The sequence below is a fragment of the Kaistella haifensis DSM 19056 genome, assembly GCF_000735695.2.
Lineage (GTDB): Bacteria > Bacteroidota > Bacteroidia > Flavobacteriales > Weeksellaceae > Kaistella > Kaistella haifensis.
The window spans coordinates 1-18,277 of the sequence record NZ_JASZ02000029.1 but is presented as its reverse complement, the minus strand read 5'-3'; the positions used below and the strand labels follow the sequence as shown (position 1 = coordinate 18,277).

17 protein-coding genes are annotated in these 18,277 nt (G+C 38.8%); 7 read left to right on the top strand and 10 right to left on the bottom strand.

The genetic code is table 11. The annotated features are described in order from the left end of the window. Window positions 1-48: 48 nt before the first annotated feature. A complete protein-coding gene (locus AP75_RS11385; protein ID WP_088264766.1) occupies window positions 49-1,653 on the bottom strand; it encodes a S8 family peptidase in 1,605 nt (534 codons plus the stop codon). 310 nt (window positions 1,654-1,963) lie between these two features. Between AP75_RS11385 and AP75_RS11380 the strand changes: the two genes are divergently transcribed. After that, entirely contained in the window at window positions 1,964-3,088 is a 1,125-nt protein-coding gene (locus AP75_RS11380; RefSeq protein WP_031503917.1) for a DegT/DnrJ/EryC1/StrS family aminotransferase, read from the top strand. Window positions 3,089-3,136: 48 nt separating this feature from the next. Then, complete coding sequence (galE, locus tag AP75_RS11375) at window positions 3,137-4,156, top strand: UDP-glucose 4-epimerase GalE (protein ID WP_088264764.1); 1,020 nt, start codon at window positions 3,137-3,139, stop codon at window positions 4,154-4,156. 80 nt (window positions 4,157-4,236) lie between these two features. Here galE and AP75_RS11370 read toward each other — a convergent pair whose 3' ends face one another. The 7 genes from AP75_RS11370 to pnuC form a co-directional block, all read right to left on the bottom strand. Then, window positions 4,237-4,530, bottom strand: a complete 294-nt coding sequence (locus AP75_RS11370) for a type II toxin-antitoxin system RelE/ParE family toxin (protein ID WP_031503915.1) — start codon at window positions 4,528-4,530, stop codon at window positions 4,237-4,239. After that, window positions 4,515-4,751, bottom strand: a complete 237-nt coding sequence (locus AP75_RS14110) for a hypothetical protein (protein ID WP_143755868.1) — start codon at window positions 4,749-4,751, stop codon at window positions 4,515-4,517. Before AP75_RS14110 ends, AP75_RS11370 begins: the two co-directional genes overlap by 16 nt. 248 nt (window positions 4,752-4,999) lie before the next feature. Next, entirely contained in the window at window positions 5,000-7,564 is a 2,565-nt protein-coding gene (locus tag AP75_RS11365; RefSeq protein WP_031503913.1) for a TonB-dependent receptor domain-containing protein, read from the bottom strand. A gap of 106 nt (window positions 7,565-7,670) precedes the next feature. After that, on the bottom strand, window positions 7,671-8,705 hold the full coding sequence (gene mltG / locus AP75_RS11360; RefSeq protein ID WP_088264762.1) for an endolytic transglycosylase MltG: 1,035 nt from the start codon (window positions 8,703-8,705) through the stop codon (window positions 7,671-7,673). A gap of 37 nt (window positions 8,706-8,742) precedes the next feature. Next, window positions 8,743-9,507 (bottom strand): diaminopimelate epimerase, encoded by a 765-nt coding sequence (gene dapF / locus AP75_RS11355; protein WP_031503911.1) that lies wholly within the window; start codon window positions 9,505-9,507, stop codon window positions 8,743-8,745. 111 nt (window positions 9,508-9,618) lie between these two features. Continuing rightward, window positions 9,619-10,215: a hypothetical protein gene (locus AP75_RS11350; protein ID WP_088264778.1), complete on the bottom strand. Its 597-nt coding sequence runs from the start codon at window positions 10,213-10,215 to the stop codon at window positions 9,619-9,621. A 4-nt stretch (window positions 10,216-10,219) separates the two neighbouring features. Then, window positions 10,220-10,888, bottom strand: coding sequence for a nicotinamide riboside transporter PnuC (gene pnuC / locus AP75_RS11345; RefSeq protein ID WP_031503908.1), 669 nt, complete (start codon window positions 10,886-10,888; stop codon window positions 10,220-10,222). A gap of 189 nt (window positions 10,889-11,077) precedes the next feature. Between pnuC and AP75_RS11340 the strand changes: the two genes are divergently transcribed. From AP75_RS11340 to AP75_RS14480, 4 genes are all read left to right on the top strand, one after another. Further along, a complete protein-coding gene (locus AP75_RS11340; RefSeq protein WP_169711628.1) occupies window positions 11,078-12,721 on the top strand; it encodes an APC family permease in 1,644 nt (547 codons plus the stop codon). Between the two features lie 67 nt (window positions 12,722-12,788). Beyond that, window positions 12,789-13,805, top strand: coding sequence for a WD40/YVTN/BNR-like repeat-containing protein (locus tag AP75_RS11335; protein ID WP_088264760.1), 1,017 nt, complete (start codon window positions 12,789-12,791; stop codon window positions 13,803-13,805). Between the two features lie 309 nt (window positions 13,806-14,114). Continuing rightward, entirely contained in the window at window positions 14,115-14,702 is a 588-nt protein-coding gene (locus tag AP75_RS11330; protein ID WP_031503904.1) for a zeta toxin family protein, read from the top strand. Then, window positions 14,686-14,832: a hypothetical protein gene (locus tag AP75_RS14480; RefSeq protein ID WP_164462382.1), complete on the top strand. Its 147-nt coding sequence runs from the start codon at window positions 14,686-14,688 to the stop codon at window positions 14,830-14,832. The genes AP75_RS11330 and AP75_RS14480 overlap by 17 nt, the downstream gene beginning before the upstream one ends. A 50-nt stretch (window positions 14,833-14,882) precedes the next feature. On the opposite strand, the gene AP75_RS11325 is transcribed toward AP75_RS14480, so the two are convergent. Further along, window positions 14,883-15,605, bottom strand: coding sequence for a hypothetical protein (locus tag AP75_RS11325; protein ID WP_088264758.1), 723 nt, complete (start codon window positions 15,603-15,605; stop codon window positions 14,883-14,885). Window positions 15,606-15,952: 347 nt separating this feature from the next. After that, window positions 15,953-17,026, bottom strand: a complete 1,074-nt coding sequence (locus AP75_RS11320) for a tyrosine-type recombinase/integrase (protein WP_088264756.1) — start codon at window positions 17,024-17,026, stop codon at window positions 15,953-15,955. A gap of 218 nt (window positions 17,027-17,244) precedes the next feature. Here AP75_RS11320 and AP75_RS11315 point away from each other — a divergent pair, with 218 nt between their 5' ends. After that, window positions 17,245-18,033 carry an APH(3') family aminoglycoside O-phosphotransferase gene (locus tag AP75_RS11315; protein WP_051872746.1) on the top strand — a complete coding sequence of 263 codons (789 nt, stop codon included), beginning with the start codon at window positions 17,245-17,247 and terminating at the stop codon, window positions 18,031-18,033. Window positions 18,034-18,277 lie beyond the last annotated feature (244 nt).

Sequence of the window (18,277 nt, the reverse complement as noted above, 5' to 3'; positions counted from 1 at the left end):
AATTTTCAATATAATAACATTAAAACGATGACCGATTAAAGCTGATTTTTACTGCTTAATGAGTTTCTCGATGTACTCATTTCTATCAGTTTTTATTTTTAAGAAATAAATTCCTTTAGTGAGTTTTTCGATGTTATGATTTTTTTCATTGGAAAGATTTTGAGATTTTCTGCCCAAAACATCATACAATTCTACCGAAATAATTTTCTCAGATGTGTTAATCTTGAAACTTGTTGTTACAGGATTCGGATAGATTTTAATTGAAGATTTGGAAACGTTTGCTGTCGCTAATTGCGCTTCAGTAAGCGATGCTCCGAAATTCAGAATTCCGTAGCCCATCGGGTCGGTATGGTTTGGATATAATGATGATTTTTGTCTTAAAATATCTTTCACATCATCTAAAGGTTTAGTAGGTACCGCTTGTAACAGACACGCCACACCGCCCGCTGCAAGTGGAGTAGCGAAGGAAGTCCCGCTGCTTGTGGTTGCGCTGTTATTGTAAGCCATTGCGGTACTGGTTCCTCTTGCGCTTGCGTCAGGTTTAATGAGGCCTAATGCATTTGGCCCGTAAGATGAAAAAGAAGAACTCGCGCCACTAGCAGTTACACCACCGATGGTGAAAACTTTTTCGTTGTCAGCAGGTGTAATGATGTAATGCCAGGAATTTTGAGCTTCATTCCCGGCTGCTGCAAGAACGAAAATTCCTTTTTCAGCTGCGATATGTGCAGCTCTTGCGATAAAAGAAGTGCTGCCATCCATATCAGAGTACAGTAAATTGTAGCGGCTGTCATCAAAATCGTAATATCCAAGAGAAGTTGTGATGATGTCAACGCCTTTTCTGTCGGCTTCTTCAGCAGCTTCTGCCCAATAAATCATTTCTTCCGGGATCTCATTTGCAGCGTCTTCTGATGCGTAAAGGTAAAAATCAGCATCTGGAGCAGATCCAACATATGAGTTATCAATATAGCCTGCGATTACTCCTAAACAGTAAGAACCATGGTTGTTTAAGGAAGTATTGTAAATATCAGTGCTTTTGTTCACGAAATTATAGCCACCTTTAATTTGTCCGTTGTTGCGGATTCTCGCGTAAGCAGATCCGGTGTTCACTCTCGGAAATCCGGTATCGATAACGGCAATTGTTACTCCTGCTCCGGTATATCCGGCAACGTGTAGCGGACGGAGATTGATTTGGTTAATTTGAGAAAGTCCTGTTCCGTAATTGAATTCGGTTTTCCCGAAGGTATTATTGAAAACCTCAAATTTATCCGATTTTTTTACGCCTTGTTTTCCTCCTGCAGGATGTTTGATAAAACTTTCTACTGATTGAACATAACTTTGAGCTTGTAACGAAGCGATTTGCGAAGCAGTGGCGTTTACCGCAACTCCGTTCATCCACTTCGAATAATCGGTTACCGTTAAGCCAAGATTCCTGATATTTTGAACGTAGGACTGTTCCAGCGGCGCATCCTGATCATTCAGCGCGATGCCGTATTTTGTGCGTCGGTCGAGTGATTTCTGGGAAAGTTCGGAAAGCGGATTAGCATAAAAAGCAGCTTTATTTGGCTTATCCTTAAAGAATACAAAAACAAGTTCGGTTTGCGCGCTGACCAACACGAAAATAAAAAAGATAAAAAAAGATAATATTTTTTTCATAAAAAATAAGATTGATGAATTTTAACAAAATTAGGAAAAAACTGAAAGATAATTATTCATTTGATAAATATGTTTCAATTAATTAGAGCGAATCTGTTTGGAACTGATTATTTCTTAATTTGTTATAAAAATATTTATGATAATAATGTCAATAATTAATCCAACTTCAAGCTACTTTGCGATCAATTATGAAAACAAAAGGAGTTTTAATTTCCCTGAAAATTTAATTTTCTTAAATTTGAGCAAATATTTTTTTAGAAACCTAACCCAACAGGAAAGGTAACCGATTAAAAAAAAAATAGAAAAACCTATGAAAAAAATTCAGATGGTTGACCTGCAAAGTCAATACTATAAAATAAAAGCTGATGTCGACAATGCCGTTTTGAATGTACTAGATTCAGCAGCGTTCATCAATGGTCCCGAAGTGAAATCTTTCCAAAATGAATTGGAACAATACCTCGATGTAAAACACGTAATTCCTTGTGCGAACGGAACCGATGCGCTTCAAATCGCGTTAATGGCGCTTGATTTAAAAGAAGGCGATGAGGTGATCACCGCTGATTTCACTTTCGCAGCAACGGTAGAAGTTATTCATTTGCTGAAACTGAAATCTGTTTTGGTGGATGTGGATTATGATACGTTCACCATCGATCCAGAGAAATTGAAAGCTGCGATTACGCCAAAAACGAAAGCGATTATTCCCGTGCATCTTTTCGGACAGTGTGCCAATATGGAAGAGATTTTGAAGATTGCCAAAGTACATAACCTCGCCGTAATTGAAGATAACGCACAAGCGATCGGCGCTGATTTTACCTTTGAAGACGGAACTGTAAAGAAATCCGGAACCATGGGTGTGATGGGAACAACTTCTTTTTTCCCTTCCAAAAATTTGGGATGCTACGGCGATGGCGGTGCTATTTTTACTAATGATGATGAGTTGGCGCACAAACTTCGCGGAATTGTAAACCACGGAATGTACGAAAGATATTACCACGATGAAGTGGGCGTGAACTCACGTTTAGATAGTGTGCAAGCGACCGTTCTTAGAAAAAAATTGCCTCTTTTGGATAGTTATAACGAAGCAAGAAGAAAAGCTGCGGATTATTATGATGAAGCCTTCGCCGGAAATCCGAATATTTTAACCCCGAAAAAAGCGGAGAATTCCACCCATGTTTTTCACCAGTATACGTTAAGAATCCTGAATGGAAAACGCAACGAATTGCAGGCTTTTCTAGCGGAAAAAGAAATTCCGGCGATGATCTATTATCCGGTTGCGCTTAGAAAACAGAAAGCCTATTTTCAGGACAGCGACGACAAGGATTTCGTGAACACCGATAAACTTTTAGGTGAAGTAATCTCGCTTCCGATGCATACCGAACTTGATGAAGAGCAACTGAAATATATTACTGATGCTGTTTTGGTATTCTTCAAATAGTAGATCATTCAACTTTAAAAGCAATCAAAGAATATTTAAAAACACAATATGACGATACTCGTTACCGGCGGACTCGGCTATATCGGTTCACACACTGTGGTAGAACTTTTAAACAACAATTTCGATGTCGTTATTGTTGATGATTTATCCAACTCGGAAAGGTTTATTTTAGAAAACATTGAGAAAATAGCAGGGAAAAAGCCTGTATTTTATCCTTTTGATTTGAAGAGGAAAGAATTGCTCACTCAGGTTTTCGATGCGCATAATATCGAAGGATGCATCAATTTTGCTGCGTTCAAAGCGGTGGGAGAAAGTCAGGAAAAGCCAATCGATTATTACGAAAATAACCTGTTTTCATTGATTAATATTCTTCAGGAATTTAAAACAAGAAACATTTCCAATTTTATTTTCAGTTCGAGTTGTACTGTTTACGGACAAGCTGATGAAATGCCAATTGATGAAGAAACCCCGCTGAAATTGCCGGAATCTTCCTACGGGAAAACCAAACAAATGGGCGAGGAAATCCTAAAAGATTTCGCAACGGCTCATCAAAGAAAGATTTCGTTGTTGAGATATTTTAATCCAATTGGTGCGCATCCGACGGCTTTGTTGGGCGAGTTGCCAATTGGGGTTCCTAATAATTTGGTTCCTTATGTTACGCAAACGGCTTCTGGAATTCGCGAAAAACTGAATATTTGGGGAAATGATTATCCGACGGAAGACGGTACCGCGATTCGCGACTATATTTATGTGGTGGATTTAGCAAAAGCCCATGTGAAAGCTTTGCAAAAACTGATTGCTTCTGATGAAGCAACGGTGATCGATATCTATAACCTTGGTACGGGGAAAGGTTCGTCGGTTTTGGAAGTGGTGAAAGCGTATGAAACGGCGAATAATGTGGCGGTTCCTTACCAGATTTGCGAACGCAGAGCAGGCGACATCACGATTGCTTATGCCAACGCCGATAAAGCAGAAAGAGAATTGGGCTGGAAAGCCGATACGAGTTTGGAAGAAGCATTGCGCACGACGTGGGAATGGCAGAAATATTTGGAATCTAGGTCGGTATAACGATTGGAAAATAGAATAAAGGAGTTCGGTAGGTTTACCGGACTTTTTTTATGGGCGGATGGTTTGGGTGATTGTTTTTCTTAAATTTTTAAGGTATCTGGATTTTTACTTCCATTTCTGATGGTAAGAATATGTAAATCTCCATTTTGGAATTCATAATACAAGAGGTATTTATAAATCAACTTAATGTAAACATTGTCAATATCTGTTTTCCTTCCGATTTTTGGGAATTCTAAAATTAGCTTTAGTTGCTCATCAATAAGGAAATTCAATTTTAAGCTAAAAGTGTTGGATTTATTCCGGTTGACCCAATATTCTAGAATTTCTAGGAGTTCGTTTTGCGCTTTTCTCGACCAAATTATTTGTTTAGCCATTTTTGAATTTCATTTTGGAAATCATCGTTGGAGATGGATTCTCCGTTGGCGATTTGGGTTCTTGCTTCAGCGACGATTTGTTTTTCCTCGTCATTGGTGATGTAGGGGGAATTTTCTGATTCGAACTTCAGCATCTGCATGAGTTCTATCAGTCGAACTTTATCGGTTATACCGGCGATTTGGGTTATTAAATCTATTTTTAAATCTGCAGTGCTCATCATTTGGAAATTTTATTGGATAAAAGTAGGAAAAAAAAGTGATTTTTAATTGATGGGATTTCCAGTAGGTTTTGGCTAAAGCCGATTTTGTTTTTGGGTTTTTTATGTCGGGCTAAAGCCCGATGCTATTGATGAACTCTCTCTTTTTGAATTCGGTTGGGGTTTAATATTGAAATTTTGAAAATCTTTAAACCAAAAAAAATCCGACACTGTAGCCGGATTTTTTTGGGTTGATCGAGGGATCGGTATTGTTACATCGGTACCTGGTCTTCGTCGCCGGAAGCGTTGTTGTTGATGTCTTTTTTGCGTTTCGGCTGTTCCACTTTGTCACCTTGTTTGAAACGGTAGCTTAGCGACACGCTAAACTGTCTCGGTTGCCACTGCATATAATTATACTGCGAGTAGGATGGGGTGGTCACTAAACTCTCTCTCGAACGGGTATTGAAGATATCCTGAATATTGAAAGAGATGGTTCCGTTGCCTTTCCAGATCGTTTGGCTGGCTCCTAAATTTACAGCATACATAGCTTTTCTCTGCGTAGAAACTGTGTTCTGAGCACCGCGGTAGAAACCTTGGATTTGGAAACTTGTGGTTTTGGTTGGTTTGAAGGTATTGGTCAAACGGAATCTGCTCGAAAAACCATCACCGGAGAAATCAAAATCTTCATAAGAACCTTCGTTTTTGTATCCGAAAACATCTGCGCTTGCCATAATTTTCCACCATTTGAATGGGTCATAGGTCGCATTCAAGTCTAAACCATATTGGGTTTCTGTTCCAGCGTTCACCGGCATGGTGTAGAGTACGGTATTTCCTTGATCATTCAAGCCACTGTATTGGAACATATTCACCTCATCTTCCGACTTTTTGAAATATAAAGTTGGGTTAAGGGAAAATTTGCTTTTCGATAAACTGTATCCCAATTCGAAAGAATTTTCGTAGGTAGGATTCAAATCCGGGTTACCGCTAAACAGGTTTCTGTTGTTGTTATACGACATGAAAGGAATCAAGAAGAAAGATCTTGGGCGGTTGATTCTTCTGGAATAATTCAACAATAATTGATTGTTTTTGCCTAAATCGTAACTTAAAAATACGCTTGGGAAAAATTTTAGATAATTCTTTTCTACATTCTTTTTTTCTGCATCGCTAACTCTTTGGAAATCAACGTTAATATTCGTGCTTTCCGCTCTTAAACCGACTTGATATCCGAAATTTTCTATCTTACTTTTGAACTGTGAATACCCTGCAAGGATATTTTCATTGTAGAATGTATTGCTCGTAAAATTAGGCAAAACACTTACAGGTCCGTTGTTTTGGCTTTGATCTACGTAGTAATCGTAATCATTTTTATTGGAATCAAATCTTGCCCCGGCTTCTAATTTTGAAGCTTCTCCGATTGGTAATTCGTAATCGGCTTTCGCGAGGAAAGTACTGTTTTCCGATACGGTTTGGATGTTGTTGATCGTGTTGGTTGCTACATCTAATTCATTATCGTAACCATTTTCGGTGATTAATGATGTTCCGTCGCTTTTGTTTTTTTGGTAGCTGGTCGCTAAGGAAAGCAACTGCCCTTTATCGCCAATTTTTTGTTCGAAACCAAGATCTGCCTGGAAGGAATTATTGACATTGGTTCCGGTATTCAACCGATTGGTGTATTGCTCCTGAAGAGTATAAGGTACGTTTGGATATCCGGTTGCGTTTCTGTCTTTAATGATAACACTGTCGAAATAATCGGTTTGTCCGGTGGATTCATTATTAAAATTTCTGAACATTACGGACGCGTTCAAGGTCGATTTATCGGTTACATCTACCACAAAACCGGTATTTACATTGTAGCTTTTATTTTCACCTTCATTAATTCCATTCTGCACGGATCTCATTGAAAAACCATCATTCAAAGTCTGCGGATCGAGGTAAGAATTGAAATCGGAGTTGTTCTTCGATTTGTTTCTGTTGTAGCCACCACCACCGTTGATGTAGTAAGTCCAGGCGCCTTTTCTCCAGCTGAGGTTGGTGTTCAAACGGGTATTTGGTAAATAACCTAAAGTTCCTTCTACACTTCCGTTGAAACCTACTTTTTTAGATTTCTTCAAGATAATGTTCAGGATTCCAGCGGTTCCACTGGCTTCGTATTTGGAAGAAGGATTGGTAATCACTTCAATTCTTTCGATTTGGTCGGCAGGGATTGATTGTAAAGCATTCGCACCATCATCAATTCCGAGCATGGAAGAAGGTTTCCCGTTGATGAGGAAACGAACATTGGAGTTTCCACGCATAGAAACTGTTCCGTCGGTATCCACATCCACTGAAGGTACGTTTGCCAAAACATCCTGTAGGTTTCCACCTTTCGCCACGATGTCGAGGGAAGGATCGTACACTTTTTTATCGATTTCCACGCGGTAAGGTTTTACGGCTTGCGCAGTAATTACCACTCCTTGGATGTCTTGCGTTTTGGTATTGGTTACAGCAGCTTCAGCTTCCACTGAAAAATTTCCCAAGTTGCCCGCTGCGGTAATCTGTCTGTTGAGGGTTGATTTTTTAAAGTCGATGGCCTCGATGATGATGTCGTAGTTTCCGGGCATCAAATCGAGTTTGTAATCACCTTTTTCATCGGTTAAAGTAGCATCGCTATTGAGCTTGCTCGCTTTGTTGTTGAAACTAACCGAAGCATAAGGAACCGGCTGGTTTTGTTTGTCAACAATCTTTCCGGAGACGTTTACTTTCTGTTGTGCGAAAGCTAAACTTGCAGCTCCAAGGACGAATACGAGTCCTAAAGTTCTTTTTCTAATAATTGATGAAATCTCAATTCTGTCTGTCATATCTTTAGTTTATACTTCTATTGATGATTTTAATGGAAGCGGGTTAAGTAAACAATGCTTTAGTTGCCGTTAAAATTTTATTAATTTAAAAACTGTTGAAAGTTTTTTACTTGATGTTTTTGGAGTTCAGCCATTCCTGGTAATCGCGTGCATTTTTTGCATGTTCAGCATCACTTGCGGTGAAGCGGTGAAACCCGAAACGGTTCGGATCTGCTGCCATGAAAATGTAATTGTTCTTTTCAGCGTTTAATACCGCGTCCACAGAACTTTTGTCGGTTACGCATATCGGTCCCGGCGGAATTCCCGCGTTCGCATACGTATTGTAAGGAGATGGATGTTTCAAGTGTTTATAAAGTACCCTTTTGATCGGTGTAGTGAAGTTTGAATCTTTATTGATGGCATAAATCACTGTGGGATCACTTTGTAGTTTCATGCCTTTTCTGTAACGGTTCAGGTAAAGTCCGGCAATTGTTTTTTGCTCGTCGGGTTTTCCTCCGGATTCTTTGTAAACAATGGAAGCGAGAGCATAAATTTGATCTCTGGTGAGTCCGCTTTGGGCTTCTTTGGCTTTTCTTTCGGCGGTCCAGAATTCATTGTAATCGTCTTCAAATTTCTTGAAGAATTCCTTTGGAGTTACCGTCCAGAAGAAATTGTAGGTATCGATAAAGAAATATTTTTTAAGATCTTCCGCATTATTGTAACCTTTCTTTACAGCAATTTCATTGAAATCTCTCACAAATCTCAGAGAGTCGAGTTCGGTTTTTCGGGTAACGCGCCCCACCATTTGGTACACATCTCCGAAATCGCCGATGCGGTAGGTGTTTTCGGTTTGGTTTCCGGCTTTTATCATGTTTACCAAATTCGTGTTGCTGGTTCCGGAAACAATTCGATAGCGCCCCGCTTTGAAGTAGTGGTTCATGCTTTTGCTTTTCGCTACTTGCACAAATTGCTCTTTGTTTTTTAAATAGGGCGAAATAGAATCCACAATAGCATCGAAGTTGGCGGTGTGCGGAATGTGGATATAACCTTCTTTTTCCACGTTGTTGCCGTAATATTTGCTATAATATTGGTAGCCGAAAAAAACACCAATAAGAATGATGATGAGGGCGAAAATTGCAAAAACGGATGCGCCTTTTTTCATAGTTTAATTGTCTGTCTTTTAATGCTTAGGAAAAAAATTATATATTTATTTTCCCTTTAAATACTTGTTTCGCAGGACCTTCGAGCCAAATATTATGGTAGGAATTTCCTTGTTTATCTGCATATACTTTCAATTTTCCACCGAGAACTTTTACCTGTACAGCTTTTTGGCTTTTATCTTGTAAAAACACCAATGCTGCAGCCGTTGCTCCGGTTCCGCAACTGAAGGTTTCATCCTCTACGCCGCGCTCATAGGTTCTCACGAAGATTTCATCATCGGAAATTTGCTCTACAAAATTCACATTGATTCCTTCCTTTTGGTAAGTCGCTGAATTTCGGATTTCGTTACCATGTTGGTAAACTTTATAGTGATTTAAATCCTTTACAAACTGAACAAAATGTGGGGAACCTGTGTTCAATACGGAATTTTCACCATCTTGAAGGATACGGTCTACATCAATCATTTTTAGTTTTACGATGCCGTTGTGCATTTCCGCTTCATGCATTCCATCGATTGCCTGAAATTGGGTTTTATCTTCGAAAATATCGAGAAAGTGGGCAAAAGCAACGATGCATCTGCCGCCATTTCCGCACATGGTACTTTCGTTTCCATCGGAATTGTAATACACCATTTTGAAGTCTGCGTTTGGATCCGTTTCCAAGAGGATTAAGCCGTCGCCACCAATGCCGAATCGCCGGTCGCAAAGTTGTTCAATTAATTCTTTTTCTTTGGGAAACTGCAGGTCGCGGTTGTCGATCATTACAAAATCGTTTCCTGTGCCTTGGTATTTGTAGAATTCCATCTCATGAAAATTTGAACCGACAAAATTACGATATTTTGAATCAATTTATATTCAATAATTTTTAGAAAAAAAAAGAGAACTTTCATGTTGAAAGCTCTCTCTCGTTATTTTTTAGTTGCCACCTCTGAATCCGGAGTTATTGGAATTATTCCGTACTGAGTTTTCCGGTGTTGAAGAGGGTTGTTTCGCCTCCGTTGTGCCTGTTCTGAAACCTCCCTGATTTGTAGATGTTCTAGGGGTTACCGGCGTTGAAGAAGGAGTATTGCTGTTAGTTGTTCCTCTATTGTTGTTCGTATTGCTGCGGAAACCACTGTTGGAATTATTTCCAGTTCTGTTGTTCGTAGTGGTGTTTCGGTTATTATTACGAAGCGTTTGGCTATTGTTTCGGAAGGTTGCAGTGTTGGTATTGCTGCTTCCTGTTCCGTTGTAATTTTGTCTCACAACATAGATTCTTCGGTTATTTTGTCCTACATAATAGGGTACCCCATTATCGTAGTAGTAGTTCATGTTTTGGCGATAGTAGTAACCATCGTTTCCGTAATATCCACCTTGTCCGTAGTACGATTGTGGCGCATAATAATATCCGTTGTCGTAATAGGCGTCATAGTACGGATTGTTGTTGGTTGCGTAGCCGTCTGTATAGGCAACACAAGAAGTTAGACCTGCTAAGAGGACGAATGCGGCGACGTATTTTATTAAATTTTTCATTGTTTTAGATGTTGTTGGTGTTCTTATTTTTTTTCCATTCAAAATAGCCCATGATGGCCATACCTGTAAATACCAAATACTGTACCGAAGTAATGCCTAAACCCTTGTAAATCATCATCGGTATGCAAATGAAATCGCCAATGATCCAGAAGATCCAGTTTTCAATTTTCCGTTTTGCCATAAGCCACATTCCGACCAGGAAAACCGCAGTGGTGAAAACATCCAGCCAGTTCGCCCAATCGAGGTGATCAAGACCCAGCGTTACGTTGCTCATCGAGAAATGATTATCGATAAAAGGTTTGTAATAATACACCATCGTAACGAGGATTAAACTCAAGAAAAAAAGTACCGATGCGAATACCCATTCCTTTTTTTGAGTCCACGATACCTCCACATGAACATGATCTTCCGAACTTTTTGCCCAAAGTATCCAACCATAAATGCTCATTACCGTGTAATAAAAATTAATCATCATATCGCCCAGAAGCCCGAATTTGAACAAAATATACACATACAAAGCCGTAGAGATAATCCCGGTCGGGTAAACCCAAATATGTTTTTTGATGGAGAAATACACACTCAGCAAACCGAAAACAGCAGCAACCGCTTCCAAGATGATTTGGTAGGGTTCATAAGACTCGTAAGGCAACAGAAAAAGTTCGTAGAAATTCATGCTTTCAAAGATAAATATTTTATTTTCTAATGCATGCGAGCTGTTTCATTTGCCATTTCTCTATGAAAATCAGAAAACTAAAGGGGTTAATTGATGATTTAAAAAAGAAAAGTGACGAAAAATAGTTAATCATTACCAAATTTTTATATTTTTGAAAATCTTAAAAAAGAATAATATTATTTAAAAGCTATGGCGAATATTTGGATAAAAAAACCAATGGAAGCTTATGAAGCGGACATTAAAAAAAGTGAATTAAAAAGGGTTCTTGGAAAATGGAGTCTTACCGCAATTGGTATCGGAGCCATTATTGGAGGAGGAATTTTTGTACTTACCGGTACAGGAGCTTATTACAATGCAGGTCCGGCCTTGGCGCTTTCTTTTGTTGTAGCAGGTATAGCTTGTGTATTCGCGGCCTTATGTTATGCGGAATTTGCCTCTATTCTCCCGGTTGAAGGATCGGCTTATGCATACGCTTACGGAACCGTGGGCGAAATTTTCGCTTGGATTATCGGTTGGGGATTGATCCTGGAATACGCGATGGGATCCATGACGGTAGCGGTTTCGTGGTCGGGCTATTTTGCCAAATTGCTTAAGATGTTTGGGTTGCATTTGCCGTATTGGATGACCACCGATCCGGGAACTGCTAAAAAAGCTTTCGGTGAAGCGACCAGACAGATCGCGAATGGCAATCTTCCGACCGATAAATTACTGGCTTTTCAGGAAACTATCAATAATTTCAATGCAGCTCCGGAAATTTTCGATATGAAAATTTTTCTAAATCTTCCTGCCTTGCTCATTGTTTTATTTGTTATTTCTATTTTGATCAGAGGAACCAAAGGAGCAGCAAAAGCCAATAATATGATTGTCATCATGAAGGTTTCTGCGATTATTTTTGTAATTATAGCGGGACTTTTCTTTATTAATGTTGAAAACTGGACGCCATTTATCCCTGAAGCGACTGTAATTACCGAGAACGGGGTCTCCCATTCGGCGTACGGTTATGGGGGAATTATAGCGGGTGCGTCTGCGATTTTTTTCGCATATGTAGGTTTTGATGCGGTATCTACCCAAGCGGGAGAGGCTATCAATCCGAAGAAGGATGTTCCTTTTGCCATCATCACTTCACTGGTGATCTGTACGATACTCTATATCTTGGTTTCACTGGTGCTTACCGGGATGATGCATTATACGGACTTCAATCCTTTAGGCAAATATCCGGACGCGATTAAAGCGCCTGTGGCTTATGCATTCGATATTGCGGGACAAGCTTGGGCAGGATATATCATCACCATTGCGGCGACTGTTGGTTTGATTTCAGTACTAATGGTAATGATTATGGGCCAATCCCGTATTTTCTTAGGGATGTCGAAAGACGGTTTGATCCCTAAAACCTTTTCTAAAGTAAACCGTGAAACAGGGGTTCCTACCAAAAACTTAATGATTTTGGGAGCCATCATTGCGGTTATCGCATCGCTTACTCCGATTAATGATTTGGCACACATGACCTCTTTTGGTACCTTGTTCGCCTTCACCATGGTGTGTTTAGCAGTATGGGTACTCCGGGTGAAACAACCAAATGTGGAAAGAAACTTCAGAGTTCCAGCATTGCCGCTGATTGCTACTTTAGGAATTCTGATTAATGTGTATTTAATTTACAACCTTAGTAGAGAAGCCAAAATGTACTCAACCGCATGGTTGCTTATTGGTTTCGTAATTTATTTCCTTTACAGCAAGCGACATTCAAAACTTCAAAAACAAGGTTATGGCGAGACCTTTAAAGCAGAAAAAATTCCATTGGAAGATGTGGATATCGATACAGACAACAAAAAATAATTGATAGAAAGAGGCCGTTTCAAGTTGGATGCGGCCTCTTTTTTTTGTTTTTAATAACCTCACTTTTATGAAAAAATTCTTCGTTTTTTTCGTACTCATTCACTGCAGTTTTGTTGCTGCTCAAAAAGTGCAATTCCAGACGTTACTACACGATAAAATCTCCATTCGGGCCTTACAGATTTGGGACGGAAAAGTATGGTATTCCGGTACTGATTCCAAATTCGGATATGTGAGTTTGAAAGATACTGCAGACAAGATGCAAATGAGAATCACTGCAGAAAAACTGGATTTTCGAACTTTAGCACAGACCAAACATGCATTTTACACGATTAATGTGGGTACTCCTGCAAAATGGTTTACCGTACAGAAAAGTGATTTGAAGGTTAAATTAAACATGATCGACACCACCAAAACCGTATTTTATGATGCTTTTGCTTTTGACCAGGTTAAAAATCGTGGCATTGCAATTAGCGATCCCAACGAAGATGGAAGCAGTAAAAATTTAATTTTCACCTATAAATCCCGCAAAAATCCAAAAACTGAATTTCCAAAATATTTTCCTGGTGAAGCGCATTTCGCAGCAAGCAATAGCAATATTGCAATGCACGGAAACTGGGTATGGATCGCTACTGGTGGAATGAAATCCAGAATTTTCAAATTCAATTGGAGCCATCCTTTCACGTGGAAAGTTTATGAAACGCCTTTCGTTCAAGGAACCTCTTCAACCGGAATTTACTCCATCGATTTTTATGATAAAAACTTCGGAATCGCAGTGGGCGCCGACTATACCAAACAAGCAGAAAACGTTAACAATATCGCAACCACCCACGATGGAGGCGAAACCTGGCAAATTCAGGCATCAGGAAAGAATGGCGGTTACAAAACCTATGTGAAATTCCGCCCGAAATCTAAAGGGAAAGACATCATCGCGGTGGGAGACCAAAATATTGAACTTTCCACCGATTTCGGGAAAACCTGGACTACCATTTCAGAAGAAAAAGGACTTTTTGTTGGTGAGTGGATGGATGAAAACACCTTGGTTCTTGCCGGGAAAAACAGAGTAGTGAAAATGACGCTCCATTAATCGAATTTTAATTTTAAACAAATCCGGAGTAGGGAAGAAGTGGTTTTCTTGACTCCGGATTTTCTTTATCCTTCAACTTGCTGTGCCCAAAGATAAGCGGCTGAAAATTCTAATATCAATGTTTAAATTAGCTAAGAGGAATTGGTAAATTCGAGGACTGAATAGAACATGCTTTTGTATCTCGATTATTCTCTAAATTTCTAAATGTATTTTGGTGATTTTCGGATGGTTTTCGGTATTTAATCAAGCGATAGATATTGATTATTTTGATGAAATATTAAAAGAAAAAATAATATTACATTTGTAGAAATGAAAGAAAAAAATCTTTATATCATCGCTGGTTGTAATGGTGCAGGTAAAACGACCGCCTCGTTTACTATTCTGCCTGAGATTTTAGATTGTAAAGAATTTGTAAATGCAGACGAAATAGCAAGAGGTTTATCACCTTTTCAACCTGAAAAAGTTTCTTTTGAAGCGGGAAGAATTATGCTAAAACGTATTGATGAATTGTTTTCTGAAAATGAAAATTTCGCATTTGAAACTACTTTAGCAACTAAAAGCTATAAAGAAAAAATTCTAAAGGATCAGGAGAATGCATACTTTGTAACGTTACTTTTCTTTTGGCTTAAAAATACAGAACTTGCTAAAGAACGTGTAAAAACAAGGGTTTTAGAAGGAGGTCATCATATTCCGGACGATATTATTGAAAGACGATATTATAATGGAATCCTTAATCTGTTCAATATTTATCTTCCGATTGTGGATCAACTTTTGATTTTTGATAATTCAGAAGGGAAGCATAAATTAATTGCTGAAAAAAATGATGGGGAACAAATATCAATCATTCGAGAAGAAGAATTCAACCAGATAAGAAAATACTATGAAAAAGGAAAGTAATATTGAAAGACGAGATAAAATTGTAAAAGGTCTTGAAAAGGCCTATGAAAAAATGCTCGAGTTTAAGCGCAAAAATAACAGCAAAGTTGTGGTGATGCGTGAAAATAAAATCGTGAAAATCAAGCCTTAACTTTTTTCTTATAACGTTTAGAGAATTGTGATCCAAGCTCTAAATTTTCTTTACCCTTCAACTTGCTGTGCCCAAAGATAAGCGGCTGAAAATTCGTCCATCGCGATTAAAGGTTGATTTTTTGAGGCAAACTTCACACAACCTACCATGAGCAACCATCCTTCCGCAGAATCGGTCGGAATCACCCATTCCTGAGCAGGAAACGAATCTGTTGCACTGATCTTCATTTCTATGGACGAAAGTACTCTTACGGGAGTATAGATGCTGTTGAGGTATGCTGAAATTACAAATAGCGTCACCACTGCGGAGTTGCAGTTTTTCGGAGGAATGATCTGGGTTTTCCATTTGATTTCCGGTAAATGAACCTTTATTTCGGTGGTGGAAGTGCTTTCAACCTCCGGGAAAAAGTTTGTGCAGCTTTGCCATTCCATTTTTGGATTGAATGAGAATCCTGCTAAACCTTGCGGATCCCCGAATTGTGGGGTGTTTTCTGAATTGGTAGCTGGATTTCCCACAATGGTTTTCCGGATTCTTGCGCGGTGGCGGGCTGCAAAATATTGTAAGGGACGAATTCCCAAAATCCTCAATAGTTGCAAGCGGAACATTTTTTCTCTAGCGCTCACCAACCCGAAAATTCCTGCAGCAGCCTTAGTTTCGGGCGTTTGCTTTACTTTATCCGGTTTTACCCGTGCGAAGGTGCGTTTGCCATCATTCACAAAAACGATATTGCCGATTGCACCACTCAGGTTGCCATTCTTCTTCAGATTTGCCATAACGATTCTTTTTTGGGTTAGGTTAGCGTTCCTTTCAAGCCAGTACTAAAGGATATTGCTGCTGACCAACAAGGAGTTAACTTCGATAAAGGTACAATAAAAATCCATTATAAATCTATTATTTCTCCAATAATCTATTGGACTTATATTGGACCTATAATGGACTTATATTGGAGTTATGGCGAAAGAGAGTCGGAGGGAACTAGGAGAAAATGGGAAGCGGACTGAGAAGAAAAGGTAAGGAATCTCACCATTAATCAATTGCTAAGAATTGATAAGAATGCGCGTGTTTAGATTATTTTCAAAGAAAGGATGAAAATAGGAAGGGGTAGTCGTTTTAAAAATATCTATAAAGAATCCAGCGGACTTTTTATCTTAGATTTTGACAGATCTGTCACATGGGTGTAGATTTGGGTAGTCTTAATGGAATTATGCCCCAAAAGCTCCTGAATAAACCGAATATCGGTACCCGTTTCCAATAAGTGCGTGGCAAAACTGTGGCGCAAGCCGTGAATACCAACTTTCTTGCGAATACCCGCCTTTTCCATCGCCTTTTTAAAAACAGCCTGTGCAGACCGTACAGAGTACGCCCCGCCTTCCTGCCCCTCGAAAAGGTAAACCTTTGGGCGGTAGTTCAGATAATATTCCCGCAGTTCAGGCAATAGACTCTCCGGAAGTACTGCGATGCGGTCTTTTTTACCTTTCCCTTGTTCGATGCGCACCAGCATTTCCGTACTATCGATATCGGAAAGTTTTAGCGCTACCACTTCGCTCACACGAAGACCCATGCCGTAACATACTTTCAGAACAAGGGAATGTTTGGGATTTTCTGGGGCCGCAATTATTTTTTTAATTTCAGCTTTGCTAAGCATTTTGGGAAGGAGCAGTTTTTTCTTTGGGCGTGGAATGTCGAAAAACATTTTTTGGCGGTGGAGTACTTGCTCAAAATAAAACTTTACGGCATTCATGCGGCTGTGGATTTCGCTTTCCGAGAGTTTTAGTTTTTCGTGGCAGTAGAGGAAATAAGAACGCAAACGTTCGGGCGTAAGCTCCTGCACAGGATTTCCCTTCAATACAGATAGTAGCTGGGCAAACTCTGTACTGTAAGTTCTTACCGTATTTGCACTATAGCCTTTCAATAGCAGATGCTCCTGAAAACGCGTGAATTCTGGTAAGTTGATAACATGGATTTTTGCTAAAACAGCTTCACCTGTTATTTTTTGCGGAAGACCGAAAATTGCGCGGTGAGATCTGGTATCAGCTACGTACCATTTTTTCTGGGTCGACGACCAGCGAGCTTTGGTTTGCGATCTGAGGTGGCTAATAAGCTCTTTATCCTTATCAAAACTTACCCAAATCACTTTAGATCCATAGTGGGTGCCGACGGAAAAACTATATCTTTTATCAGCAAAATCATTCAAAACGCTTCGTTTTTTGTATATGTTAAAATTTCTTAAAAACTCAATAAATTAGGCGGAATTATGGTAAAACAATTCATAATACGCAATACAAATTTACATATAATTCACTATTTAACAATACATTACGCGATATATTTAATTTATTTTAAAAAATACTTGGTACTTTCAAAAATCTGCGTATATTTGAGTGTTGGTGGCAAGGCTAAAAGACACAGCAAATGGACATCAGTAAAGACGTAAAAAATCAACTTGACAAATATTTTGGAAATTATACTACCACACAAATTTCAGGTGGTTCAACAAATGCTGAATTGTTCAGGGTTACGACAGATGAATCAAAGAGTTTTATTCTCAAAAAACAAATTTATAGTAACCATAATGTAAACCTCAAATACGATTATCAAAATTATTCATGGCTTGACGGAAAAATTCCAGTTCCTAAGATTATTTTTTATGAACAATTAAGCGACTTTGAATTGTTATGTATGACGGAACTGCAAGGAAAAACTCTTGAATATTATTTTGATAAAATAGAAACTGAAGAAATTATTAAGCAATATGCAATATCATTGAAAAAACTTCATTCTTTGAAAATCGACAATACTGCGTTGGTTCAACACCTTGACTTGAAAATTTCAAAAGCAAGATTTAATTTAGATAGTGGGTTAATTGATTTTACAGACTTACAACCCGAAAATCAAACTTACAGCCCCGAAGAACTATTTGTGAAATTATTAAGCATAAAGCCATCAGACTATGAATTAGTGTTTACACACGGAGATTACTGTTTTGACAACTTAATTTTTGACAATCATAACTTAAGTGGTTTTATAGACATTGGCAATGGAGGTATAACAGATAAATATCAAGATATTGCACTTGCTGTTAGAAACATACGAGATAATTTTAGACCAGAAATGGTTGACATATTTTACAAGGTATATGGACTTGATAAGCCAAACAAAAATAAAATAGAGTTTTATATATTATTAGACGAGTTCTTTTGAAAGAAGCCCAGCCACCAACATCGTATTGGCAATAGTGGGGCTGATAGTTATAAATTCAACATTTGTGCTTCTATCGGGCATTAGTGCAAATGTTGGGCTGACGTTTTTCAAATGCCCCACCATCGCCAATACGTAACCGTTGGCAGAAATTCCCCTACTCGAAAACGAAGTTGTTTTTAGCCGCTAACGAGGAGGAGTCGGCGTGAAAAATTCAATATTCCAAATCCATTATTTCTTACCTTAG